The following is a 24,306-nucleotide window of genomic DNA, read 5'->3' on the forward strand; positions in this document are numbered from 1 at the left end:
ATCATGCGCCGACGTGGGCCAGCTTCTGCAGACGCGCGCCCATGGTGATCGCGCGACCCGCTCGGTTGGCTGCGAACGCCAGCAGGATCACCCCGGTGCTGCTCGCGAGGTGCGAGCCGGCCATGCCTGCCAGCACGTCGATTCCGATACGCACCGCGATCATCGCCACCCAGAGCACGATGCCCACGGCTCCGGTCCGCGAGGCCCACTGGGCGCGGGGATCACGTACGCGATCCTCGGCCTCCAGCGGACGGAACCTCGCGATCGCGCCCATCAGAGCACCGATGCCTCCGGAGATGGCCAGCTCGAGAGCGAGGACCGCGACATCCAGGGTGCCGATCGCCGTGGTGGTCGAGACGAGGGAGCCGAGACCGACGACGGCCAGCACGATCGGCCCGCGCCAGATCCGGCTCGGCTCGAAGGCACGCCACTGCGTCTGGCGATAGCCGATGTAACCGATGAGGAGGACGATGACGAACCCGTTGAACAGGAGCTGCGGAGACATGTGCGAACCTTTCGAGGCGGCCCGATGCGGCCGTGAATCCAGGTTCCCGTCGTCGCAGTGCCCACCCCACCACCCGCGGGTGGAGATCGGGTGGAGATGGTCTGCCCGGGATCGGTCAGTCATCGCGGGTAGTGTTGCGGCATGGCCCGATCCGCCCGCCGCTCCCGTCGTCGCACCGTTGCACGGCACGCCAACCTGCCGCGGCGCAGCGCGCTCACCGGCATCCTGGTCCGCGTCCTCGCGGGTGTCGCCGCGATCGCCCTCGCGGCTGTCGGCGTGATCGTCTACAACTACAACGATCTGACGGGCGCGATCCGCGACAACGCGGTGAGCCTGCAGAACGATCCGATCGCACCTCCCGAGCTGGCCGCCTACCCCGGCGCGTTCAACATGCTGGTGATCGGCACCGACGAGTGCGACGAGTCGATCAGGGACTTCATCGGCGCCGACCGGTGCTCGGGGGAAGAGGCCGCACACCATCTCAACGACGTGAACATCCTCGTCCACGTCTCGGAGGCCCCGCGTCGCGTCACCGTGCTGTCCTTCCCGCGGGATCTTCTCGTGGAACGCCCCGAGTGCACCAACGAAGAGGGCAACGTGGACGCCGGCGGGACAGCCAAGATCAACACCGCCTATGAGGCAGGCGGCCTGGTGTGTGTGGCGAAGACCGTCGAAGAGCTCACCGGCCTCAGCGTGGACTTTGCCGCCAAGCTCAGCTTCCTGAGCGTGATCAAGATCACCGACGCCGTGGGCGGCGTCACGGTGTGTGTGGCAGGCGACGGCATCAAGGACCGGCACACCAATCTCGACCTGCCCCCGGGCGAGTACACGATTTCGGGCGGCGATGCACTGCAGTTCCTCCGCACCCGGCATGGGCTGAACCAGGAGAGCGATCTCGCGCGGATCAGTAATCAGCAGCAGTACATGTCACGGCTCATCAACAAGCTGCGCAGCACCGAGGTGCTCTCCAACCCCGCAACCCTGCTCAAGCTGGCCTCCGTCGTGGCCCGCAACATCCAGACCGACGACCGACTCGCCGATCCCGTGCGGATGGTGCAGCTGGCCCTCGCCGTCAAGGACGTCCCGTTCTCCGACTTCGTGTTCGTCTCGTACCCGGTGGTGGACATCCCCAATACGAGTGACCTCGCGGCGGACTCGGCCACCGCCGCATCGCTGATGGCTGCCATCGCCGCGAACCAGCCGATCGTCCTGTCGCGCACCGGCGCTGGGGTGGTCGATGAGACGGCCCCGACGGAGGCGGCTACGGCAGGCCCCGACGGCTCGACGCCGACCGAGTCCGAGCCCGGCACGGACGAGGGCTCGCAGCCCGGAACGGACGTGCCGTCCGCCGAGCCGACCGGTCCGGTGGAACTGGGGTGGAGCGCATCCGGGCAGACGGCGGAGCAGCAGACCTGCTCGGCCGGCGTGGAAGGCACCGGCTGATCCGGCTCAGACCGGGTGCTCACGCAGCCAGGTGAGCACCTGATGGGCGTGGCGGTCCGGCGGGAACACCGGATAGAAGACGTGCTCGATCCGGCCCTCCCGCACCACCAGTGTGAGGCGCGCGTGCAGCCGCGGCCACCCCGGCGCGGAGATCGTCGGCAGCCGCAGCGCGTCTGCGAGCTCGAATCGGGCATCGGACAGCATCGAGAACGGCAGCCCGAGACGGTCCACGAGTTCCCCCTGGTATTCCGGGTGCTGGCTCGAGATGCCGTGCACGGTGCGGACTCCGGCCTCTCGAAGGAGAGCCGCGTGGTCGCGGAAGTCGCACGCCTCGGCGGTGCATCCGCGCGCCCCCGGGATCGTGTCCCAGCCCTCCGGCAGATCGATGCCGGGACGCCGCGACAGGGGATAGAAGTACAGGACGGATCGCGCCTTGTCCTGCGCAGACACGTCCACCGATCCCCCGGCTGTGGAGACGAGCGACAGCGCAGGCAGAGCGAGTCCCGGGAGGTGATCGGCGCCGCCGTCGTCGAGTGGGACAGGTAGACCGGACGGCAGCTGCGTCTCATCGCCCTGGTCGCGGTCGCTTCGCGCACCGCGCTCCCTCGCACCGCGCCCTCCGCTACCGTCGCTTCCCGCGGCGTGATTCTCGGCATCCGCGCTGGCGCCTCCCGCGCGGCGGACCTCGGCACCGCGCATCCCGACGCCGTCGTTTCCTGAAGCACCGTTTCGCGCAGCGTCGTTTCGCGCAGCGTCGTTCCCCGCAGCGCCGTGTGCCGCAGTGCGGCCTTCGGCCGCGTCGTGCAGGCGGTCGGCGAGCCGGACCCGCCGCTCGCGGAGAGCGGCTATGCGCGCGTCGAGATCGGCGATGGTATCGCGGTACTCCGCGAGCGCCGAAGGGCAGGTGTCACCGTGTTCGTGGCCGGTCTGCAGGCAGTCGACGAAGGGGCGGGCGCGGGATGCCGGAATGCCCAGCTCGGCCAGGCGCCGCAGCTCGCGAACGGTGGCGACGTGCTGGGCGTCGTACACACGATAGCCGTTGTGCGCACGCTCCGGACTGACCAGCCCGAGACGCTCGTAGTACCGGACGGCCTTGACCGTGGCGCCGGCGCGTTCGGCGGCTTCGGAGATCCTCATGCCCACACGCTAAACCTTGCCCCCGGGGTCAGGGTCAACCTCGTTTCATTGTGCGCACATGGCTCCTTCACGGCCGGTTTTGGAGCCAATCGCGCGCAATGAACGGGTCATGCTCCCGTGACCACCGTGGAGAGCGCTGCCGGAGTGGCGGCCGCCGACGGCACCATGTCGATGCGGTGCGCGTCGCAGTCGACGCAGCGCACGTAGATGACGAGGCCTTCGGATGTCCGGTGGCGGGATTCGGTGATCCAGCCGTGCTCGTGGGTGCGGATCGGGGAGGTGAGGGGTTCTGCTGCGATCATGGGACAAGCGTGATGTAATGCCGTTATGCAACTCAACCCTTACGGCGAGTACGCGGTGCTGCTGGCGGCGTCGCTCGCCAACGACTGGCCCGCAGACGCGGCCGGTGTCGAGGAGCGCACGCGCGAGTTCGGGATGACCATGGCCTTCGAGCATTCAGCCACGGAGCACGCCGATGTGCGCGATGTCCTCGATGCCTGGCTCCGGGTGGTGGATGCCGATGTCCCCGCCGAGCGGGCCGCCATCCTCAACGCGCAGATGGCGGCGGCGAGCGCGTTTCCCCGCCTCACCGATCACGACGACGAGGGCTGGCACCTCCACTATCGCAGCAGCGACCAGGGACTGGCCCACGTGCTGGCCGCGGTGTTCGCTGTCGGCACCGCCCTGCATCTGACCACGCGGGGGATGTCACGGCTGGGACGGTGCGAGGCCGCCCCCTGTCGCAACGTGGTGGTCGACGTCACCCGCAACGGCCGGCAGCGGTACTGCTCGGTGCGCTGCGCCAATCGCGCGGCCGTCCGCCGTCACCGCGCCCGTGCCTGATGTGCTTCACGATGCGCCGGGTGGCCGCCACGGCGGTGTGGCCGAAGCCAGGAACCGGGCCGCCGCACGCCGCCGACGCGGGCTGAGCCCCGCCAGGACTCTGGCATCCTCCCGCGCACCCAGCTCGACGTGCATGACCGCTTCCTCCACCGCCAGCACCCGGCTCAGCCCCCAGGTGGCGACGTAGGCGAACAGGCCCACGACAAACACGGTGAGGAACACCGAGAGCAGGCCCGGCAAACGCACCGCATCGGCGGGAGGGCCACTCACTGCCAGAGCGCCGAGCGCGGCGATGAGGGTGAGCGCCAGAGCGAGGGCTGTGAGGAGCACGCGGATGCGCGTGGCGACGATCACCGAGAGGACATCCTGCACCTCAGCCTCGTGGAGTGTGCGCCCGCGCGCGCTCAGTCGTCGCTGCACGCGCTGGAGGTCCGCGATCTGGCTCTTCGTCATCCGCCCCGGCATGCTCTCCCCCTCGTCATCGGTGGTCACGATGATGCCCGAAGCCTCCGACATCGCCGCTCCAACGGCGAAAATGAGCGGTCGAGCCGCCGGTAGACTGGACGGCATGTCCAAGGTCCTCGAATCCCTTCCCGTCGGCGAGCGCGTCGGCATCGCCTTCTCGGGAGGTCTCGACACCTCCGTCGCAGTGGCGTGGATGCGCCACAACGGCGCGGTGCCGTGCACCTATACCGGTGACCTCGGTCAGCCGGACGAGGACGACATCGAGTCGATCCCGGGCCGCGCCACGCAGTACGGCTCCGAGGTCTCGCGCCTCATCGACTGCAAGACCGCCCTGGTCGAGGAGGGGTTCGTCGCGCTGCAGACCGGCGCCTTCCACATCCGCTCCGGCGGCAAGACCTACTTCAACACCACTCCCATCGGGCGCGCGGTCACCGGCACGCTGCTGGTGCGCGCCATGAAGGAGGACGGCGTCGACATCTGGGGCGACGGCTCCACCTACAAGGGCAACGACATCGAGCGGTTCTACCGCTACGGCCTGCTGGCCAACCCCGCCCTGCGCATCTACAAGCCCTGGCTCGACGCACGCTTCGTTTCGGAGCTCGGCGGGCGCAAGGAGATGAGCGAGTGGCTCGTCGCACACGGTTTCCCCTACCGCGACTCGGCCGAGAAGGCGTACTCCACGGACGCGAACATCTGGGGCGCGACGCACGAGGCCAAGACCCTGGAGCACCTCGACGTCTCGCTTGAGACGGTCGACCCGATCATGGGCGTCAAGTACTGGGACGAGTCGGTGGCCATCGCCACCGAGGACGTCACGGTGACGTTCGAGGCCGGTCGCCCTGTCGCCCTCAACGGCCAGGAGTTCGCGAATCCCGTCGACCTGGTCTTCGAGGCCAATCGCATCGGTGGCCGCCACGGCCTCGGCATGAGCGACCAGATCGAGAACCGCATCATCGAGGCCAAGTCCCGAGGCATCTACGAGGCTCCGGGTATGGCTCTGCTGTTCATCGCATACGAGCGCCTCGTCAACGGCATCCTCAACGAGGACACCCTCGCCACCTACCACGAGCAGGGCCGCCGTCTCGGCCGCCTCATGTACGAGGGCCGCTGGCTGGAGCCGCAGTCGCTGATGCTGCGCGAGTCCATCCAGAAGTGGGTCGGATCGACGATCTCCGGCACCGTCACCCTGCGCCTGCGCCGTGGTGATGACTGGACCATCCTGGACACCCAGTCCAAGAACCTGTCCTACGCTCCGGAGAAGCTCTCGATGGAGCGCGTCGGGGACGCCGCCTTCGGCCCGGTCGACCGCATCGGTCAGCTGACCATGCGCAACCTCGACATCGCAGATTCCCGTTCGCGCCTGGAGCAGTACGCCACGCTGGGCCTCATCGGCGGTCCGACCGGCGAGCTCGTGGGCGGGTACACCACGGGTGACGCGCAGGAGATCGCCGAGGGCACGGCCGAGCAGAAGGCCGCTGCGGCCGAGTTCGACCCGGTGGGCGAGGCTGCGGCGTTCGACGCCGGCACCGACTGAACGCATGACGACAGAGGCGGATCGGGCACGCGCCCGGTCCGCCTCTGTGGTCGGCATGTGGTTGCATGGGCCGATGAGCGACCTCGAGCAGCACCCCGCCGACACCGCCTGGCACCGCTGGGCCCCCATCGGGCAGACCCTGGATGCCACCGGCGTCCCGGACAGCGGACAGGCACCGAGCATCGCCGCCTTCGCTCTGCGCCCGCTGGCCGAGATGCTGGTGCCCGAGAAGCCCCGCGGCGGCGAAGCGGACCCCGCCGAGTGCCATCACTGCAAGCCCTCCCGGTACACGATCTGGCAGGACGACCTCTGGCGCGTGAGCGCGGGATTCGACGGCGGCACCGGCCTGCCGTTCGTCGGCGCCATCTCGCCCCGGCAGCACGTCCGGCTGGAGGACGCGCCCCTCGATGTCCTGACCACGCTGGGTCCGGTGCTGCAGCGCGTTTCCGAAGCGACGAAGGCCATCCCGTCGGTGGCGCGGTGCCACTTCTCCCGGTGGAACGACGGCTCCGCCCACCTTCACCTGTGGGCGTACGCCCGGCCGCTCGGGATGATGCAGGGGCGAGGCGCCATCCTGCCCTACTGGGAACAGTGCTTTCCCGCCATGCCCGATGAGCTGCTGCAGGAGCACCTTCGCATCGTGGCCGATGCCCTGGCCGCCGGCGGCGGCGAAGCCTTCCCCGCAGCCGGGTGATGGCTCCTCCCCCGGCGCGATGCTGTGGACAGGCCCGGCCCGACACCCGCAGTTACGTCTAGCTTCGGGGGATGCTGACACGACCTCGCCCCCGGTTCGGTCCCGCGTTGTGCCTAGCGTCAGCGGCACTCATGCTCGCGGGGTGTGCGGCGGAGGGACCGACGGTGCCGACGTCGGCCCCAGTGACACCGACATATCACCCCGCCACACCGGCGCCGGTGTCGGACGCGGATGTGGAGGCGGCGATCGCGAGCTACCTCGCCTATGTCGACGCGGGCAACGCGATCGTATTGAGCGATCCCGGGACTGTTGAGCAGGCACTCGCCTTCACCACGGGTGAGCAGCGCGAGTTTGAAACAGACTTCTTCAGCAAGCTGATCGAGATGGGGCTCTCGATGACAGGTGCCTCGCACGTTTCGCTGGCGGTCTCCAGCGAAAGCAAACCTCCTGCGGCGGATCAGATCACGCTTGACATCTGCGAAGCAGGAGCAGATGTCCGTTTCTACGATGCAACAGGCACCGAGTGGGTACCTCCGGGAAAGAAGGAGATACAAGCACTCGAAGCAGTCATGGTACGTGGCGACACCAGCACGGGATGGCTGGTGAGCGATACATCCTCTCGTGAATGGGGTCCAGCTTGTGACGGAAGCACACCGTGATGCGAGCCTCCGCAATCAGAGCGCTTCGCTCCTTTGTGCTTATCGCCGTCGCCATGTCCACGTCACCCTCGGTGGAGGTGCCCTCCGCACAGTCCTCCGATTGCCGCCGTGGGTTCTGCATTGACAATGGTGGCGACCAGGTCGACATCACGGGCGGAGGCTGGGAGCCTGTCCCCAGCTCACCGACCGAAACTCCACCCGATGCGACCAACCCCGAGGTGGGCAACGATGGCGGCGGTGATAACACCACTCCGAACCCCGTACCGGCGCCGCCCGGACCTGGAGATCTCTGCTGGGACAACCTCACCCCACTCGGCTGCACCACACCCGCACCCACCGAACCCACACCCACGCCCACACAACCCACCTACCCCGACACCATCTACAACACCGACCTCATCAGCTTCACCCCACACGACCCCACAGCCACCGCACCCAACGAAGCCATGGCCCTCACCAACACACCCCTTCCCATCACCCTCACAACCACCACACACACCCTCACCGGCACCCTCCTCACCCACCCCGTCACCGTCACATTCACTCCCACCGGCTACACCCTCGACCACGGCGACAACACCGCGCCCACCCACACTGCAGACAACCCCGCCACCGTCTCCCACACCTACACGGCACGCGGCCAGTACCCCACCACCGTCACCACTTCCTACACCGCCACCGTCACCTTCCCCGACGGCATCCCCCGCCCGGTCCGCGGCACCATCACCACCACCACCCCCGGACCGACCATACGCATCCTCGCCGCACACACCGCCACCGTACGCACCACCTGCACCACCACCCCCGCACCCGGCTGCTGACATACCGTCGTCAGCTCTCGCCACCGGTCGCCGGGCCGTCGTCGCCCAAGACGCACTCCACCCCGCCGACGGCTGCCACCGCCTCGGCCGCCGACGGCTGGCACCGCCCCGCCGACGGTTAGCACCGCCCCACTCCACCCCGCCGACGGCCAGCACCGGCACCGCATCGCCCCGCCGCCGCCGACGGTGGCGTCGCGGGGACTCAGGCCCCCGAGGGCAGGAGCTCCGAGAGGAGGGCGCGCTCCTCCCCGTCGGTGAGCCCGGACGCCGGCTTGTCCGGGACGATCACGTCGCCGAGGGTCTCGCTCAGCGGGCGCAGGAGCAGGCCAGCGGCCTTCGCCCGTTCGTTGCTGTGAAGGTGGATGCCGATGTCGGCGGCGTCGTCCAGCCAGATCGGCAGCGAGCGCGGCCCCGCCCAGCCGTGCACCTCGTGGGCCACGAGCCAGTCCGCGGGCGCGGCGACCGCCGCCCCCTCATGACCGGCAGCATCGCGGGCCACGCGCAGGTGTTCTGCCAGCGTGACGACGTCGCCGGTGGCGTTGAAGACACCGGAGAGCCCCGCGGCAGCGCCCCGCACGATCCACTCGGCGAGGTCCCGGACGTCGATGACGGCGGCGGGCTGGTCGGGTGCATCCGGGATGAGGACGGCACCGGCCTCGTTGGACGGATGCGCGAAACGCCAGGGCCAGTATGTCGAGCGACCCGAGCCGTCCCCCGGTCCGCCGATGAGTCCTGGGCGGATCACCAGCGATCGCCCGGCGCCGAATCCGCCGATGACGGCCTGTTCGCACGCTACCTTCGCGTGACCGTACTCCTCCAACGACGCCATGGCGTCCGCGTCGAGCGGAGCCAGTGTCGGCGCGTCCTCGTTCTGCCCGCCTGCGGCATGCGTGGCGTACACCGAACACGTCGACACGAATACGAACCGGTCTGCTCTCGGCGCCAGCGCAGCCACCGCCGACCGCACCTGACCCGGCTGCCGGGAGACGTCGACGACGACATCCCACTGTTCTTCCGCCACCGGCGAGTACGCGGCCGGATCCTCGCGATCCGCCCGCACCAGCCGGGCGCCGTCCACGACGTCCGTGCCGCGAGCGAGACACGTGACCTCATGACCCGCGTCGAGCGCGGACCTCGTGATCTCCCGCCCGAGCCACGCCGTCCCACCGAGAAGAAGCATCCGCATGCGCTCATCCTCTCCCGGGCCGGCCGCGGCGTCAGCAGCGTTCACGGTGAGCGAAAGCACGGATCAGCCGTCGCGCAGCTCCCGCTTGAGGATCTTCCCGCTCTGGTTGCGTGGCAGCGCCTCGATGAAGCGCACCGCCTTGGGCACCTTGAACGACGCCAGCCGGTCCTTCACGTGGGTGATGAGCTCGCTCTCGGTCACGGAGGAATCGGGCTTCAGCACGACGCAGGCGACGATCGCCTCGATCCACCGTTCGTCGGCCACACCGATCACCGCGACCTCGGCGACCGCGGGGTGGGTGTAGATCGCATCCTCCACCTCGCGGGAGGCGACCAGGATTCCCCCCGTGTTGATCGCGTCCTTGATCCGGTCGACCACGGTGAGGTATCCCTCTTCGTCGCGGACCACCAGATCACCGGAGTGGAACCACCCATCGCGGAACTCCTCGGCGGTCTCCTCGGGCTTGTCCCAGTAGCCCAGCGCGAGCTGCGGCGAGCGATAGAGCACCTCGCCGGGTTCGCCGTCGGGCACGTCGGCACCGTTCTCGTCGACCACGCGCGTCTCCACGAAGAGGATCGGACGCCCCGCGGACGCCGGTCGCTGCTCGTGCTCCTCGGGACGCAGCACCGTGGCGAGCGGTCCGATCTCCGACTGGCCGAAGCAGTTGTAGAACCCCAGATCCGGATAGCGCTCGCGCAGTCGGCCCAGCACCGTGACCGGCATGATGGAGGCCCCGTACTGCGCCTTGGTGAGCGACGAGAGGTCCGCCGTCTCGAGGTCGGGATGATTGGCCAGCGGCACCCAGACGGTGGGCGCGAGGAAGAGCGAGCCGATGCGCTCCTCCGCGACCGTCCGGAGGATCCGCGCGATGTCGGGGGCGGGAAGCAGCCGGATCGTGGCGCCGATGGCCAGATAGGGCAGCATGAACACGTGCATCGCGGCCGAGTGATACAGCGGCATGCACACCAGCGGGGCATCGTCGGGCTTCTGGTCGAGTGCCACGATCACCGACGAGTACTCGGCAACCAGCGCGGCATGCGTGAGCATCGCGCCCTTCGGCTGCGAGGTGGTGCCCGAGGTGTACAGCAGCTGAACGAGATCGTCACCGTCGACATCCGCCGGGATGTCCGTGACCTCACCCGCCGTGGCCGCCGCGAGGAACGAGTCCTCCTCGTCGCGCAGCGCGCGCACCTGTTCGACGGCGGTCTGCGCGCGCACCGCATCGAAATGTGCCCGCAGCTGGGGATCGACCAGCGCCGCACGCGCGCCCGACTGCATGACGAGATAGGCGAGCTCGGCGCCGTGCAGCGCGTAATTGACCGGCACATGCACGAACCCGGCCCGCGCGATCGCGAGGAAGGCGATGACGTACGCATCGGAGTTCGTTCCGTAGGTGACCACCCGATCCCCGGGCGCCAATCCACTCGCACGCAACAGGGCGGCCCCACGGCTGACGGCGTCGTCCAGCTCTCGATAGGTCCACTCCCGGCCTTCGAAGCGAAGAGCAGTCACGAGCGGCGTGCGGGCAGCACTTCGTCGCAGCACTCCGTCCACGGTGTTGGTGCGCCAGTGCTGGGGAGGGGACATCGTCGTCATGCCCTCACGCTAGCCACCTTGATGCGCGGACGCACGCGGCCCACGCCGTTACGAGAGCGCTCGCCGGGAGTAGCTGCCACTCATCACCGGTGCGAGCCCGCCGCCGGCGGCCGCTGTCGCCAGGTGCAGGTCGATGCGGTCGGAGCGCGCGATCAGTCCGAGCACGTGTCGCACGCCGTCGTGCTCTCGGTCGAGCACCAGCATGTCATCCTGCCAGCCGGCCTCACCCGGCTGATCGGGACTCGCGCCGTCGGAGTCGAACCACCACAGCCGCTCGCCCGAGATCACCGCATGCGCCGCCAGGTCGTGACCGCCGCCCCGGCGAACGTAGTCGATCACCACACCGCCCGGCCCCGGGGCGATGGAGAGCACTCCGCTCACCGCTCCCGACCCGTCGACGAACTCGTCCGCTCCGGTCCAGTCGCCGATGACCCGCTCGTACCGTGCATCCACCATGCCTCGAGCCTACGTTCCCGATCGGGTCGTGGACACGGGGGTTCCGGCCGGCGCGCATGACGCGAGACGAGGACGATCAGGGCGGACCGCTTCCCCGTCTCGGTCGGCGTCAGGCGGGGCGCTCCTCGTAGGCGACGGTGCGAAGCGTGACCCGGCTGGGCACGGATTCGATGTGGGAGGTGTGGATGACGGCGCCGTCACGATCGAGCGCGACCTTCTCGATCACGATCAGGGGCTCGTGCTCGGGGCGCTGCAGCCATTCGGCGGTCTGCGCCGTCGTGTAGCCGAGACGCACCTCACGACGAACCTCGGCGAAGTGCACCCCGTAGTCCTCCCGCAGCACGCGGTAGGTGGAGGTGTCATCGGAGATCCGCTCGGCGAAGCCCGGGTATCGATCGAGCGAATAGACGCTGCGGTCCAGGGCCAGCGGGAGCCCGTCGATGCGGAACACGCGCTCCAGCACGAAGATCGGGGAACCTGTCGCGATGCCGAGTGCCGACGCCCGCGCCGCGTCCGCGGTCGTCGTCACGGCACGCATGATGGCCCGGGACTTCTCGCCGCCCTCGGAGATCTGATCGGCGAATCCACCGATCGCCATCGTTCCGAGCACGTCGCTGCGCTTCGTGATGAACGTGCCCGCGCCCTGACGACGACGCACGATCCCGAGCTCTTCGAGGTCGGACACCGCGCGCCGCACGGTGATCCGGCTCACCCCGAAACGCTCGCACAGCTCGGGCTCGGACGGAATGCGCCCCGAGTCGTCGTAGCGACCGTCCTGGATCTCCTGCGCAAGGGCTGCGCGGACCTGTTCGTGCAACGACGCCGTCGATCCGATCACCACGGCGACCCCTCCCCTACGACGCGCTGCGCGCCTCTCGTCGGCCCACAGGATGACGCTTCACGAGCTGTACCCGCGCGTCCTCTCCCGCTCCGACAGGATATCCGAAGGCCCCGCGCAGGGTGCAGGCGAGGGCACCGGTGGTGGCGGCGATGTCGAGGCAGGCATCAAGCTCCGCCCCCGCGGCGGTGGCGGCGAGGAACCCCGTGATGAACGCGTCGCCGGCGCCGAGCGCGTCGACCGCGGTCACCGGCTTCACCCCCACCGCGGTGCGACGACCGCGCTCGTAGGCCATCGCCCCCTGCGCGCCGCGCGTGATCACCACGATCCCCATTCCGCTGGCCAGAGCGAAGTCTGCGAGATCGTCGCGCTCACCCTCGGAGAGGGAGCCCCCGGAGAAGAAGCCGACCTCGACGTGCGGTGCCGATGCCGCGACATCGTCACGACGCGCGTCGTCAGAATAGTCGTAGGAGATCCGCGTGCCGCGCTCCGCGATGCCCGCGAGCTCGCGATCGATCGCCGAGTACACGGAGGTGTGCATGCGCGTGAACCGTGCGATGTAGTCGTGGTCCTGTTCGGTGATGCGAAGCCGGAGCTCGTGCTGCACCCCGCCCCGGTTGGAACCCACGAACCGACGATCACCGTCGTCGTCGAGGGCGACGAACGCCATGCCGTTCCACCCGTGCGCGGTGCGCGCCCTCTGCCGGTCGACCCCGATCTCATCGAGCACGCCCCGCAGGTGATCCGCGAACCGGTCGTCCCCCATGATCCCGATGAACCCGGCGTCCCCGCCGAAGAACAGCCGGGAGTAGGCGGCCACATTGAGCGCGTTTCCTCCCGGATACGCCAGGTCCTCGTGAAGGTAGCAGTCCAGCACGTTGTCGCCGATGCCGACGAGTGACGGCGCCGGCACCGTGCTCAGCAGTTCGCGCAGCTGATCGGAGGAGTACATCGTTTGTGGTTCCTATCCCTTGACGCTTCCGGCCGCGATGCCCGCGACGAAGTACCGCTGCAGCAGCAGGAAGACGATGATGATCGGCAGCGCCGCGATGACGAGTCCTGCCAGCAGCACGCCCCACTCCGTCGAGAGGGCATCGCGGAAGGACATGAGGCCGGCGGGGATCGTGCGGCTGGAATCCGAGTTCACGAAGACGATCGCGAAGAGGAACTCGTTCCACGCGAAGTAGGCGGTGAGCACCCCGGCCGTGACGAGGATGGAGCGGCTGAGCGGGAGGTACACGTGACGGAACACCCCCAGCGAGCGGCATCCGTCTATGGTGGCGGCATCTACCAGCTCCAGCGGGATCGCGAGGAACACCGACCGGATCAGCAGGATCGCCATCGGCAGGCGGAAAGCCACGTACGGCAGGATCATCGCCCACAGCGTATCGAGCAGCCCCAGCGCATCGAGCATCTGGTAGAGCGGGATGAGGCTCACCTGGGGCGCGACGACCAGGCCTCCCATGGCCAGGATGAGGACCACGCCTGCCACCCGATTGGCCATCCTCACCATGCCGTACGCGCACAGGGCCGCCAGCAGCACCGTCGCGATGGTCGTGACGACGGTGACCACGAGGGAGTTGACGAAGTATCCGGAGATGCCCTTCTCCCACGCCTGGGCGTAGTTCTGCACCAGCCAGGTCTGTGGCAGACCCCACGGATCACCGTAGATCTCCGCCGACGTCTTGAAGGAGGAGATCACCATCCAGATCAGCGGATAGGCGATCACGATCGCGTAGACGGCCAGGAGCAGATAGACCGGGCTGTTCCACACGTGCTCCCGCGTGCGCTTGGGCTTGTCGTGGATCGTCGAGATAGTGGTCGTCGACATGGCTCAGTCCTTTCCCGTGCGGAACGAGATCATCTGCACGAGCGACAGGATCAGGGTGATGAGGAAGATGAGGGTCGCGATGGCCGAGGCATACCCCATCTGGTTCTGGAAGAACCCCTGGTTGTACATGTAGGTGGCGAGCACCTGCGTGGTGTTTCCCGGTCCACCTCCCGTGAGGATGAACGGTTCGTTGAAGACCGTGAACGCCCCCGAGACGGTGAGGATCATCGCGACGAAGATCATCTCCTTCGCCTGCGGAACGGTGATGCTGAAGAACTGACGGATGCGGCCGGCGCCGTCGAGCGCGGCGGCCTCGTAGTAGTCCGCCGGGATCTGCTGCAGCGTGACGATGTAGAGCATGCAGATGTAGCCGATGCTCTGCCACTGGGAGACGGCGATCACCGCCCCCATGGCCGTGTCGACGTCGGCGAGCCAGGCCGTCTGCAACCCGCCCAGCCCGATGAGTTCGAGGAAGGCGTTGAGCAGCCCGCCGCGCGAGCTGTAGATGAATGTGAACATCAGCGCGATCACGGTGATCGAGATGACCGCGGGCATGAAGTAGACGCTGCGCAGGAAGGTGGCCATACGAGGGCCGAGCAGGTGCGTGAGCCATGCGGCGAGCACGAGGCCGCCGCCCACCTGGCAGATGATCGAGACCACGGCGTAGATCACGTTGTTCAGCAGCGCCGTGTGCACGATCGGATCGGTGATCAGCCGGGTGAGGTTGTCGAACCCGACGGGGCTCATGCCGCCCGAACCCGCGCGGAACGAGAAGAAGCTGTAGACGAGGTTCGCCAGCAGCGGGTAGTAGACGAAGAGTGCGATGAGGATGAGGGCCGGCAGCACATAGAGCCAGCTGCCGAGAGCACGGAGGCGAGGCTTCATCGTCGATTCCTCTTTCAGTATGGGCTTCGCCATCGGCGAAGCGGTGTCCGGGGCGGGCCGCCGGCGGCAGGAGGGACGCCGGCGGCCCGGGTTTCAGGACGCGTCGCGCACGCGCTTCGCGGTCTCCTGCACCTTCTCCATGACGCCCTCGGGCGTCTGCTGTCCGCCGAGCATGAGCTGCGTCTCGGTGAGGTAGGTCGCCACGATCTGCGGGTCGTAGGCGTTGTCGAGCCAGGCCGTCATCTCGCTCGCGTCGAGGATCTGCTGTGCGAGTTCCTTCGTCGTGTCAGAGACGTCGGCCTCGTCGACCGCTCCCTGCACCGCGCTGAGCTCGCCCGTGGTCTCGGTGTAGGCGATGCCGTTGGCCTTGCTCAGCATGAACTTCAGGAACTTCTTCGCTTCCTCGGGGTGCTTCGTGTTCTTCGAGATCGCGAAGCCCTCGGGCGCACCGGTCAGCTGATCCGGGTCGCCCTTGCCGCCCGCGACGGCGGGGAAGTTGAACACCGAATAGTCGAACGCGACGTCCGTGAAGTAGCCGATCTCAGCGCTCTGCGCGTAGAACAGCGGGGCGCCCTCCCCCGACATCCAGGCGTTTCGCGCCATCTCATGGTCGATCGCGAGGAAGTCGGCGTTGACGTGCTTCGAGATCTCGGCGAGTCGCTCGAGCGCCGTGACGTACCCGGGATCGGTGAACTCCCCCTTCGCCGGATCCTGATCCGCGACGAAGACCGCGGGGTCCACGACGCGCTGGTTGAGCGTTCCCAGGTAGTGCGCGATGGTCCACGTGTCGACCGCACCGAACTCGATCGCGTGCTTGCCCGACTTCTGCTCGATGGTGTCGAGCACCGTGAGGAACTCGTCCCATGTCTTCGGAGCGGTGAGACCGTACTCGTCGAAGATCTCCGTGTTGTAGTAGAACACCTTCGAGTGCATGCCGATCGGCAGGCCGTACTGGGCGTCCCCCTCCGCGAACGGCGGCAGCTGGCTCTCGTAGAAGCTGTCGCGGAAGTCGGTGTCCTCCGCCAGCCACGGGCCGAGGTCCATGAGGGCGTCGCCCTTCACGAGCTCGGCGATGAACGAACCGCTCCAGGTGAACATGACGTCCGGCGCGTTCGCGGACCCCGCGACGACCTTGATCTTGTCCTTGTAGTTGTCGTTGAGGACGCTCTCGGTTTTGATCGTGATGTCGGGGTTCTCGGCTTCGAACTCCTTCACCAGGTTGTCGAAGTAGGTCTTCTTCGGCTCGTTCGGCCAGCGGTGGAAGAAGTTCAGCTCCACCTGGCCGCCGGCGCTGCCACCTCCGGAGGAGTCTCCTCCGGAGCAGGCCGCGAGCGGCAGGGTGAGCGCGGCGACCGCCAGGGCGGCCGTCGCGATCCGGGTCTTGATACGCATCGTTGCGTGCCTTTCTTCTCAGTACTCCATGCGCCACATGTACCGGCGAACGCTCAGGGGGTGGCCGCGGTGGTCGGCCAGAGCGTCGGCGTACGTGCGGAGCACGATGTTGAACAGGATGTGAGCGAAGTCGCCGCGGATGCTCTCGGCGACATCGTCGAGACCGAATTCGTTCGCGTCGATGACGAGGACGTTGCCGGAGTGGGCGGTCGCGAAATCGATCGCGCGCTGTTCGACCGGGCGCGTAGCGTCCAGGCCCAGCAGCGCGATGAACGGAACGTCGACGTCGGTGACCTCGAACGGCCCATGGAAGTACTCACCCGCATGGATGCAGGCGGAGTGGACCCACTGCATCTCCTGCAGCAGGCAGATCGCGAACGAGTAGGCGCTGCCGTAGTTCGAACCGGAGGCCATCGTGTAGATGAGCTCCTCGCGACGGTTCGCGAACGCCCAGTCGTTCGCGCGGTCGGCATAGGCCTGCCGGAGAGCGGGCGCGCGCTCGGCGAGGCTCGCGACGGCGGCGTCGGTGTCTGCCGAGAGGGACGTGCCGTCGCGGTCGTCGACGATGCCGGCGGCGAGGCGGAGCAGCAGCGTCGGGCCGATGTGCGCTTCGCTCTTACCTTCACCGTGCTGGTACGCGATCACGTACTCCGACTCCCGGGCGAGCGGTGACGCGGGGTCGAACGTGTACGCGATCGTCAGCGCGCCCCGTTCACGGGCGTGCTTGGCGGCGGCCACCGTCTCGGGAGTGGTGCCGGAGTGCGAGCAGAGGATCACAACCGTGTCGGCGTCGATGCGCGACGAGTTCCGCGACGTGAACTCGGCGGCGTTGATCGCCCGCGACTCGACCGAGGCGGCACGGGTGTCGAGGAAGTACTCGATCGGCATCATGTTGGCGTACGAGCCGCCGCACGCGGTGAGGATGATGCGGGCGACGCTCGGACGCGCCGCAACGGCCGCACGGGCTGCGGTGAGCTGCTGCTCGATCGTCTCGGCGTCAACGAAGGGGGCGGTGGCAGTCAAGAGTGACCCTTTCTCCAGTGAAATTCGTCATGACACGTTCTATAACGTCTCATGACGACTCAACGTACAGAGGCGCGCGTTCGCTGTCACGAGATTTCTTGGAAGAGAAAGGTCACGATTCAATAACGCCCCGGCGGGACGGTCAGGAGCAGTGCAGCAGCACCGCGCGCACGGCGGCACGGTCATCAGCGGGCAGAGCGAGCCCGTAATCGGCCACGACCTGGGTGAAACGTGTGGCGTAGGTGCAGTGATAGGCGGCGTCAGGGGGGAGCCAGCGGGCGGGTCCCGACGCCGACTTCGACTGGTTCGCCGCACCGTCGACGGCCTGCAGGTTGGCCGGGTCGTTCGCCAGTTCCAGCCGGCGTTCGGGGCTCCAGCCATCGGCACCCTGACGCCACGCCCACGCCAGCGGGACGATGTGGTCGATCTGCACCAGTTCGCTCGTGCCCTGGCCACGGCGGAACTCGATACGCTCGCCGGTGTAGGCGTCATCGAGCACTCCGGTGAGCACGACGCACTCGCGGGTACCGGGTTTCGCCACCGCATCGTGCAGGTCGCGGCGCAGCACGTCATTGCGGGTGTCGCAGCCGTTGTGGTCGGTGTCGGCCCAGCGCTGACCGAACGCGTCACGGTCATATGGCAGACCCGAGGAGAGGGCAGGACCGGCCGGAATCGTGTCGAGGACCGCGAGCGCGGCGAGGATCTCGGCCGGGGAGGAATGCTGGCTCGCCCAGCCGTCGGCGCTCGGCGTGGCCGCGCCCGTCGGCGACGAGGGCCCTCCACCGGGCTCGCCCGCGGGCGTCGTCGCCGTGTCGGCCGGCGCCGTGGCACCCACCGACGACGTCGGCCCGGCGTCCGGAATCAGTTCCGGCAGCACCACTCGCATCCCACCGAGCACCGCGACGGCCACGATGATCCCCACGATGACAGCGATCGGGGGAATCGCGGTACGTCTGCGCCGCCTCACGGGTCGGCGAACAGCGCTTCGCGCACGGCGGTTCAGGGCGTGGATGAGACAACTCCAGGTCGGGCCTTCCATCGTGTCACGCACCTCCGACACGGCCCGGCGCGCGCCGTCTGCCGCACCGGAACAAAGCCCCGCACCTCGGCGGGACCCGACGCACCCGGGCGTGGAGTCTGCCGCACCTCGGTGACCCGCTCCGCACCTCAGCGGAGATGCATTTCGCATCGCGCAGGCCCCCGCGCGATGCGTTTTCGATCTCCCCAGCCCGCCGAGCGCACAACGAAGGCCCGCCACGGAGAGAGGATGGAGTCATGACGAACCCCGCGCCCGTCTCGCGCGCCATGGACACCGCGGCCCCACCCGCCATCTCAGCTCGCGGACTCGTGAAGCGATTCGGCGGTTTCACGGCTGTCAACGGTGTCGACCTGCACATCGAGCAGGGCGAGGTGGTCGCCTTCCTCGGGCCGAACGGCGCGGGAAAGACCACCACCATCGACCTGCTGCTGGGGCTGTCCCAGCCGGATCAGGGCTCGGTCGAGCTGTTCGGCGAGACACCGCGCGCCGCCATCGGCCGCGGCCTTGTGTCGGCCGTGATGCAGACCGGCGGGCTCCTGAACGATGTCACTGTCCGGGACACGCTGAGGATGACGGCGTCACTGTTCGCCCATTCCACCTCGGTCGACTCGGCGCTGCAGCGTGCGGGCATCAGCGAGATCGCCGACCGCAAGGTCGGCAAGTGCTCGGGCGGGCAGCAGCAGCGGCTGCGATTCGCGATGGCGCTGCTGAGCGATCCGGGACTGATCGTGCTCGACGAGCCGACCACCGGCATGGATGTGGAGGGCCGCCACTCGTTCTGGCAGGCGATCCACACCGACGCCCAGCGCGGGCGCACCGTGGTGTTTGCCACCCACTATCTGGAGGAGGCGGACCGCTACGCGAACCGGATCATCCTCATCCGCAAGGGTCAGATCGTCGCCGACGGCACCACCGCGGAGATCAAGGCGATGGCCTCGGGGCGCACGATCGAGGCGGAGCTCCCGGGCGCTGATCCCGCCTCACTCGCGGCCCTCCCGGGCATCGACTCAGTCGAGGTCCAGGGCAATCGCGTGATCATCCGTGCCGCCGACTCGGACATCGTGGCCCGACACCTGCTGACGCAGACCGAGGCCCGCGACGTCACCATCACCAGCCAGAACCTCGAGCAGGCGTTCCTCGCCCTCACCGGCGACGAGCAGCAGGAGGCCTGAATGTCCATCGATTCGCAGCGCAGGGACCGCATCGATCCCACCACGCGCCGGGTTCCTCCGCTGGGAGGGTTCAGCTGGACGTTCCTCGGGATCGAGCTGAAGCGCGTGTTCCGCAACTTCTCGGTGGTCGGTTTCACGCTGATCTTCCCCATCGCGATGCTGTTCGCGATCGCCCTGCCGAACAAGGGCTACTCGGCCACGGACGTGCCGGTCGCGGACGGCGGCATCTCGGCCGCGGTGCCGATCATGATCTCCATGGCGGTCTATGGATCGATGGTCGCCGCGTCGATGACCGGCGTCTCGGTGGCCGCCGAGCGCGCACAGGGGTGGAGTCGTCAGCTGCGGCTCACCCCCCTCAATCCGCTGGTCTACATGCTGATCAAGGTGATCACCGGCCTCGCGCTCGGGGCCATCGCGGTCGCGGTCACGCTGATCGCGGGTGCCATCCTGGGCATCACCGCGCCGCTCGACCACCTGATTCCCGCCGCGCTGCTGGCCTGGCTCACCGCGCTCAGCATGACCAGCCTCGGCCTGGCCGTGGGTTACGCCTTCCCGGCCCAGAACGCGATGCGCTACCTCGGCCCGCTCCTGCCCATCCTCAGCTTCATGGGCGGCCTGTTCGTCCCCCTCGCACTGCTGCCCGAAGGCCTGCAGACCGCGGCCACCTTCACGCCGCTGTGGGGCATCGCCGATCTCTCACAGAAGGCGATCATCGGAGCGCCGCTGGACCCGATGGCCTGGGTGAACCTCTTCGCCTGGTTCATCGTCTTCACCGGACTGGCAGTGCTGATGTTCCGCCGCGACACCAAGCGCGTCTGAGACGGCGCTCCTCATCCGCGAGGAGCGGTGACGGAGCGGCTTCGCTCGGAGGTTGCCGAGAAGTTGCACAAGTGAGTGCACTTTAACTTGCACAGGACTGTGCAGATTCATACGCTGGGTACATGAGCACCGTTTCGATCCCGCGCCGACGCGACGCCGAGGAGAACCGCGCCGGCATCCTCGCCGCCGCGGTGGGCGTTCTCGCCTCCGACCCGGCGGCGTCCGTCGACGCCATCGCACGCGAAGCGGGACTCAGCCGGCGCGCGCTGTACGGGCACTTCGAGGACCGCGATGCGATCGTCGCCGCGGTGATCGCCGCCGGGGCCGAGAAGTTCAACGGCATCGCTGAGACCGTGCAGGACGACGATCCCCGGGCAGCGCTGGCTCACCTCGCTGCGGCACTGTGGGCGCAGGCCCGCCACGTCCACGCGGCCGCAGCTCTGGCCCTGAACGAGAAGCTGGTCGCGCAGACGGCCGAGGCCATCCTGCCGCTGCGTCGTCGGCTGATCGAGATCTGCGAGCGCGGCGCGGAGCGCGGGGTGCTCCGTCAGGATCTGCCGCCCCACCTCACGGCGCGTCTCGTCGAGGAGGCCGCCCGTGGCGTCATCACCCACGTGGACTCCCAGGAGGCCGACGCCACCCGCCTGGCGACCCGCGCAGCATTGAGTGCAGCAGGCCTGTCCTGGCGCGAGGTCGACACGCTCGTTCGCGAGTACGACGCCACAGAGTCTGCCGACCGTGCAGAATCTGCATCAACCACATCGACCACCGAGACCACCGGAACGAAGGTTCGCGCATGAAGCGCCGCCCCCTCTTTCGCGCCCGCCGGGCGTCCACCGACCCGCTGCGGATCGAGCTGATCGGCGTTGCGAAGGGATCGGAGCGATCCCCCATCCTGGCCCCGACGACCACCGGATACGCCACCGGTGAGGCAGTGCTGGTGGAAGCCGAGACCGAACAGCGCCCCACGGTGCTCGGCCTCATCGCCAGCGGACGCATGAAGCCGGACGCCGGAGAGGTGCTGATCAACGGCCGCCACCGCGCCGGGGAGCTGCGCCGTAAGGTCGCCCTCATCGACGCGCCGGATGTGAGCGACCCCGATCCCAACGTCATCACGGTGGGAGTCGTCGCGGAGGAGCTGATGTTCGCGGGACTGCCGTCCAATCCGATCTCCGCACGCAAGTGGATGGGCGAGCACGGCTTCGCCGACCTCACGATGATGCCGATCGGCAGTGTCGAGCCGTCGCGACGCGTTCGTCTGCTCACTGAGCTCGCCTCGCAGCGGGAGGGCGTCGAGGGCCTGGTGATCGTGTCGCCCGACCGTCACGGCGGCCGTCCGCAGACGTGGTGGGCCGTCGCGGAGGACTTCGCCCGCCGCGACTTCGCCGTCCTCGTGATCGCAGGGCGCGCGTCCTGGCAGGTGCTCCACGAGGACCGCACCGACACGGTCGGGCTGGCCGACGACGAGCGAGATGCCATTCTCGCCGCCTTCAGCCAGACCGAGGTGATCGTGTCCGATGCCGCCACCGACGAGGAGGAGGCGATCGCCGAGCACGCTCTCGGTGCCGTCGACTTCGACGAAGCGCTCACCGATGCCGGCGACCCACCCGACGAGGAGGAGGCCGTCGCCGAGCACGCTCCCGGTGCGGGCGACGTCGGCGAAGCGCTCCCCGATCCTGAAGACGCCACGGCGGCTTCGCCCGAGGACGCCTCCGCAGACGACGACGCCACCGACGACGCCACCGACGCCCTCGGTGCGCTCGACTTCGACGAGCAGCTCGCCACCGCGATGGATGACGCCGCCGAAGACGCGGCAGCCCTTCCGCACCCCCACACCCCGCTCCCGGAGGATCTGTCCTCCGGGGAGACGAACGACCTGTCCGCAGCGCGACCGGAGACGGCCGGCGACGACGCGGAGGATGCACGATGAAAATGCCCCAGATGATCGCAGCCGAGTTCCGTCGGCTGTTCTCCACCAAGATGTCGGTGATCGCCCTCATCGCGCTGCTCTGCGTCCCCATCCTCTACGGCGGGCTGTACCTCTGGGCCAACCAGGACCCGTACAGCAACCTCACCAACGTCCCGGTGGCCCTGGTGGTCAACGACAACGGCGCCGAGGTGAACGGCAAACAGCGCGACATCGGCGATGAGGTCGCCAAGGAGCTGCTGGATTCCGACACCTTCGACTGGCACCGCGTGTCCGCCGCGGAGGCGGAGAGCGGCCTCGATGCCGGCGCCTACGACTTCACGGTCGAGATCCCCGCGGACTTCACCGAGGGCATCGCATCCATCGCCACCGATGATCCCCACCCCGCCGACCTCGTGTTGCGCACCAACGACGCCAACAACTACCTCGCCTCCACGATCGGCAAGACGGCGATCGAGACCATCCAGCGCACCGTCACCGAGAAGGTGGTGTCGGAGGCCGGCCTCACCATGCTCGATGCGCTGCACGAGATCCGCACCAAGCTGGTCGACGCCACGGACGGCGCCACCCAGCTGGTCGATGGTCTGGTCACGGCGCAGGACGGCACGAGCAAGCTCGGCGATGGAGCTCAGCAGCTGGTCGACGGCTCGCAGGCCCTTGCGGATGGTGCCACCACGTTGGCGGACGGCGCGAGCCAGGTGGCCAGCGGATCCGCCAGCGTGCGCGATGGTGCCGGAACCCTCGCCGACGGCACCGTGCAGCTGCGTGACGGGCTCGCCACGCTCGCGGACGGTGCGAGCCAGGTGGCCGGCGGAACCGGTCAGCTCGCCGACATCGCCGACCAGATCGGCGATGCGGCTCAGAACGCGGCCGATCAGCTTCCCGCCGTGCGTGAGGACATCCGCACACGCCTCACCGAGCAGGGCCTCACCGCCGATCAGATCGATCGCGTGCTGGCGGCCCTCGACCCCGTGGGAACCGAGCTGACGAACGCCGTGGACAAGGTGCAGGGGGCGCGCGACAAGATCGACACGCTCAACAGCGGCGCGGTCCAGGTGGCCGACGGCGCCTCACAGCTCCACGACGGGGCGGTGACCGCCGCCGACGGCGCCGCTGCGCTGCGCGACGGTGCGAGCCAGGTGGCCGACGGCGCCTCCCAGGTGAGCACCGGTGCCGCCACCCTCCGCGACGGCACCGTCACGCTCCACACCGGAACGGTGACGCTGAAGGACGGCGTGGGAACGCTTGCCGACGGCCTCACCCAGCTGCACGACGGGGAGGTCACTCTGCGCGACGGCCTCGCCGCCGGTGTCGAGCAGATCCCCAACAGCGACGACGCCACCCGCTCCGCCCAAGCGCACACACTCGGCGCCCCCGTGCAGATCGCGAAGACCACGCTCACGCAGGCCCAGAACTACGGCGCCGGCCTCGCACCGTTCTTCGCAGCGCTCGCCGCGTGGATCGGCATCTACGCCCTGTTCCTCATCGTGAAGCCGATCTCGCGCCGCGCTGTCACCGCACTGCACTCGCCGGTACGCGTGACCCTGGCGGGCTGGGCGACGCCCGCACTCCTGGGCGCCGTGCAGATGGTCGGCCTGTTCGCCGTGCTGTCCATCACGCTCGGCTTCAACTTCGCGAACCCGGCGGCGGCGCTCGGGCTCCTGGTACTCGCCTCGGCCACCTACACGGCGATCATCCTCGCGCTGAACGTGTGGCTGGGATCGGTCGGCCAGTTCATGGGCCTCATCCTGATGGTCCTGCAGCTGGTGACCGCCGGTGGCACGTTCCCGTGGCAGACGCTGCCCGCCCCACTGGCATCGCTGCACCACATCCTCCCGATGGGCTACGTGGTCGATGCGATGCGCCAGATCATGTACGGCTCCGGCGGCTGGGACCGGGTGTGGAGCGACATCGGCGTGCTGCTCATGTGGCTGATCGGAGCCGTGGTGCTTGCGATCCTCGGGGTCTCGCGGATGACGCGTCGCCGGACGATGCGCGACCTCGCCCCGAGTCTGATCGGCTGATCTGCGCCTCGCGCGCG

At 68.5% G+C, this 24,306-nt stretch carries 25 protein-coding genes; 11 read left to right on the forward strand and 14 right to left on the reverse strand.

Features of this window, described 5'->3' with window-relative positions; translation table 11 throughout:
- Window position 1: 1 nt before the first annotated feature.
- Complete coding sequence (locus LQ566_RS07870; protein WP_231091059.1) at window positions 2–505, reverse strand: hypothetical protein; 504 nt, start codon at window positions 503–505, stop codon at window positions 2–4.
- A 141-nt stretch (window positions 506–646) separates the two neighbouring features.
- Between LQ566_RS07870 and LQ566_RS07875 the strand changes: the two genes are divergently transcribed.
- Window positions 647–1,948, forward strand: a complete 1,302-nt coding sequence (locus LQ566_RS07875; RefSeq protein WP_231091060.1) for an LCP family protein — start codon at window positions 647–649, stop codon at window positions 1,946–1,948.
- A gap of 6 nt (window positions 1,949–1,954) precedes the next feature.
- Here the strand turns inward: LQ566_RS07875 and LQ566_RS07880 are convergent, their stop codons facing one another.
- Together LQ566_RS07880 and LQ566_RS07885 are read right to left on the reverse strand one after the other, a co-directional pair.
- Complete coding sequence (locus tag LQ566_RS07880; RefSeq protein ID WP_231091061.1) at window positions 1,955–3,085, reverse strand: MerR family transcriptional regulator; 1,131 nt, start codon at window positions 3,083–3,085, stop codon at window positions 1,955–1,957.
- Between the two features lie 107 nt (window positions 3,086–3,192).
- Window positions 3,193–3,387, reverse strand: coding sequence for a hypothetical protein (locus LQ566_RS07885; protein ID WP_231091062.1), 195 nt, complete (start codon window positions 3,385–3,387; stop codon window positions 3,193–3,195).
- Between the two features lie 25 nt (window positions 3,388–3,412).
- On the opposite strand from LQ566_RS07885, the gene LQ566_RS07890 reads away from it, so the two are divergent.
- On the forward strand, window positions 3,413–3,928 hold the full coding sequence (locus LQ566_RS07890; RefSeq protein WP_231091063.1) for a CGNR zinc finger domain-containing protein: 516 nt from the start codon (window positions 3,413–3,415) through the stop codon (window positions 3,926–3,928).
- A 6-nt stretch (window positions 3,929–3,934) separates the two neighbouring features.
- Here LQ566_RS07890 and LQ566_RS07895 read toward each other — a convergent pair whose 3' ends face one another.
- Window positions 3,935–4,444 carry a hypothetical protein gene (locus tag LQ566_RS07895; RefSeq protein ID WP_231091064.1) on the reverse strand — a complete coding sequence of 170 codons (510 nt, stop codon included), beginning with the start codon at window positions 4,442–4,444 and terminating at the stop codon, window positions 3,935–3,937.
- A gap of 52 nt (window positions 4,445–4,496) precedes the next feature.
- Here LQ566_RS07895 and argG point away from each other — a divergent pair, with 52 nt between their 5' ends.
- From argG to LQ566_RS07915, 4 genes are all read left to right on the forward strand, one after another.
- Window positions 4,497–5,927, forward strand: coding sequence for an argininosuccinate synthase (argG, locus tag LQ566_RS07900; RefSeq protein WP_231091065.1), 1,431 nt, complete (start codon window positions 4,497–4,499; stop codon window positions 5,925–5,927).
- Between the two features lie 73 nt (window positions 5,928–6,000).
- Window positions 6,001–6,621 carry a hypothetical protein gene (locus tag LQ566_RS07905; RefSeq protein ID WP_231091066.1) on the forward strand — a complete coding sequence of 207 codons (621 nt, stop codon included), beginning with the start codon at window positions 6,001–6,003 and terminating at the stop codon, window positions 6,619–6,621.
- 218 nt (window positions 6,622–6,839) lie between these two features.
- The gene (locus LQ566_RS07910) at window positions 6,840–7,280 is read left to right on the forward strand and encodes a hypothetical protein (RefSeq protein WP_231091067.1); all 441 of its coding nucleotides are present in this window, start codon (window positions 6,840–6,842) and stop codon (window positions 7,278–7,280) included.
- Window positions 7,281–7,333: 53 nt separating this feature from the next.
- Window positions 7,334–8,101 (forward strand): hypothetical protein, encoded by a 768-nt coding sequence (locus LQ566_RS07915; RefSeq protein WP_231091068.1) that lies wholly within the window; start codon window positions 7,334–7,336, stop codon window positions 8,099–8,101.
- 202 nt (window positions 8,102–8,303) lie between these two features.
- Here LQ566_RS07915 and LQ566_RS07920 read toward each other — a convergent pair whose 3' ends face one another.
- From LQ566_RS07920 to LQ566_RS07965, 10 genes are all read right to left on the reverse strand, one after another.
- Window positions 8,304–9,287: an NAD-dependent epimerase/dehydratase family protein gene (locus tag LQ566_RS07920; protein ID WP_231091069.1), complete on the reverse strand. Its 984-nt coding sequence runs from the start codon at window positions 9,285–9,287 to the stop codon at window positions 8,304–8,306.
- A 63-nt stretch (window positions 9,288–9,350) separates the two neighbouring features.
- Entirely contained in the window at window positions 9,351–10,874 is a 1,524-nt protein-coding gene (locus LQ566_RS07925; RefSeq protein WP_372459792.1) for a fatty acyl-CoA synthetase, read from the reverse strand.
- A gap of 57 nt (window positions 10,875–10,931) precedes the next feature.
- Window positions 10,932–11,339 carry a hypothetical protein gene (locus LQ566_RS07930; protein ID WP_231091071.1) on the reverse strand — a complete coding sequence of 136 codons (408 nt, stop codon included), beginning with the start codon at window positions 11,337–11,339 and terminating at the stop codon, window positions 10,932–10,934.
- Between the two features lie 109 nt (window positions 11,340–11,448).
- Window positions 11,449–12,180, reverse strand: a complete 732-nt coding sequence (locus tag LQ566_RS07935; protein ID WP_231091072.1) for a GntR family transcriptional regulator — start codon at window positions 12,178–12,180, stop codon at window positions 11,449–11,451.
- A 13-nt stretch (window positions 12,181–12,193) separates the two neighbouring features.
- Window positions 12,194–13,129: a PfkB family carbohydrate kinase gene (locus LQ566_RS07940; protein WP_231091073.1), complete on the reverse strand. Its 936-nt coding sequence runs from the start codon at window positions 13,127–13,129 to the stop codon at window positions 12,194–12,196.
- A 12-nt stretch (window positions 13,130–13,141) separates the two neighbouring features.
- On the reverse strand, window positions 13,142–14,008 hold the full coding sequence (locus LQ566_RS07945) for a carbohydrate ABC transporter permease (RefSeq protein ID WP_231091074.1): 867 nt from the start codon (window positions 14,006–14,008) through the stop codon (window positions 13,142–13,144).
- 3 nt (window positions 14,009–14,011) lie between these two features.
- On the reverse strand, window positions 14,012–14,893 hold the full coding sequence (locus LQ566_RS07950; protein WP_231091075.1) for a carbohydrate ABC transporter permease: 882 nt from the start codon (window positions 14,891–14,893) through the stop codon (window positions 14,012–14,014).
- 93 nt (window positions 14,894–14,986) lie between these two features.
- Window positions 14,987–16,285, reverse strand: a complete 1,299-nt coding sequence (locus tag LQ566_RS07955; protein ID WP_231091076.1) for an ABC transporter substrate-binding protein — start codon at window positions 16,283–16,285, stop codon at window positions 14,987–14,989.
- A gap of 18 nt (window positions 16,286–16,303) precedes the next feature.
- Window positions 16,304–17,308, reverse strand: a complete 1,005-nt coding sequence (locus LQ566_RS07960) for an SIS domain-containing protein (RefSeq protein ID WP_231091077.1) — start codon at window positions 17,306–17,308, stop codon at window positions 16,304–16,306.
- A gap of 142 nt (window positions 17,309–17,450) precedes the next feature.
- Window positions 17,451–18,230 carry an HNH endonuclease family protein gene (locus LQ566_RS07965; RefSeq protein WP_231091078.1) on the reverse strand — a complete coding sequence of 260 codons (780 nt, stop codon included), beginning with the start codon at window positions 18,228–18,230 and terminating at the stop codon, window positions 17,451–17,453.
- A 353-nt stretch (window positions 18,231–18,583) separates the two neighbouring features.
- Between LQ566_RS07965 and LQ566_RS07970 the strand changes: the two genes are divergently transcribed.
- From LQ566_RS07970 to LQ566_RS07990, 5 genes are all read left to right on the forward strand, one after another.
- Window positions 18,584–19,519: an ABC transporter ATP-binding protein gene (locus LQ566_RS07970; protein ID WP_231091079.1), complete on the forward strand. Its 936-nt coding sequence runs from the start codon at window positions 18,584–18,586 to the stop codon at window positions 19,517–19,519.
- Window positions 19,520–20,338, forward strand: a complete 819-nt coding sequence (locus tag LQ566_RS07975; RefSeq protein WP_231091080.1) for an ABC transporter permease — start codon at window positions 19,520–19,522, stop codon at window positions 20,336–20,338.
- A 122-nt stretch (window positions 20,339–20,460) separates the two neighbouring features.
- A complete protein-coding gene (locus tag LQ566_RS07980) occupies window positions 20,461–21,138 on the forward strand; it encodes a TetR/AcrR family transcriptional regulator (RefSeq protein ID WP_231091081.1) in 678 nt (225 codons plus the stop codon).
- Window positions 21,135–22,268: a hypothetical protein gene (locus LQ566_RS07985; protein WP_231091082.1), complete on the forward strand. Its 1,134-nt coding sequence runs from the start codon at window positions 21,135–21,137 to the stop codon at window positions 22,266–22,268. Before LQ566_RS07980 ends, LQ566_RS07985 begins: the two co-directional genes overlap by 4 nt.
- Window positions 22,265–24,289: a YhgE/Pip domain-containing protein gene (locus LQ566_RS07990; protein WP_231091083.1), complete on the forward strand. Its 2,025-nt coding sequence runs from the start codon at window positions 22,265–22,267 to the stop codon at window positions 24,287–24,289. The genes LQ566_RS07985 and LQ566_RS07990 overlap by 4 nt, the downstream gene beginning before the upstream one ends.
- Window positions 24,290–24,306 lie beyond the last annotated feature (17 nt).

The sequence above is a fragment of the Microbacterium nymphoidis genome, assembly GCF_021044885.1.
GTDB lineage: Bacteria > Actinomycetota > Actinomycetes > Actinomycetales > Microbacteriaceae > Microbacterium > Microbacterium nymphoidis.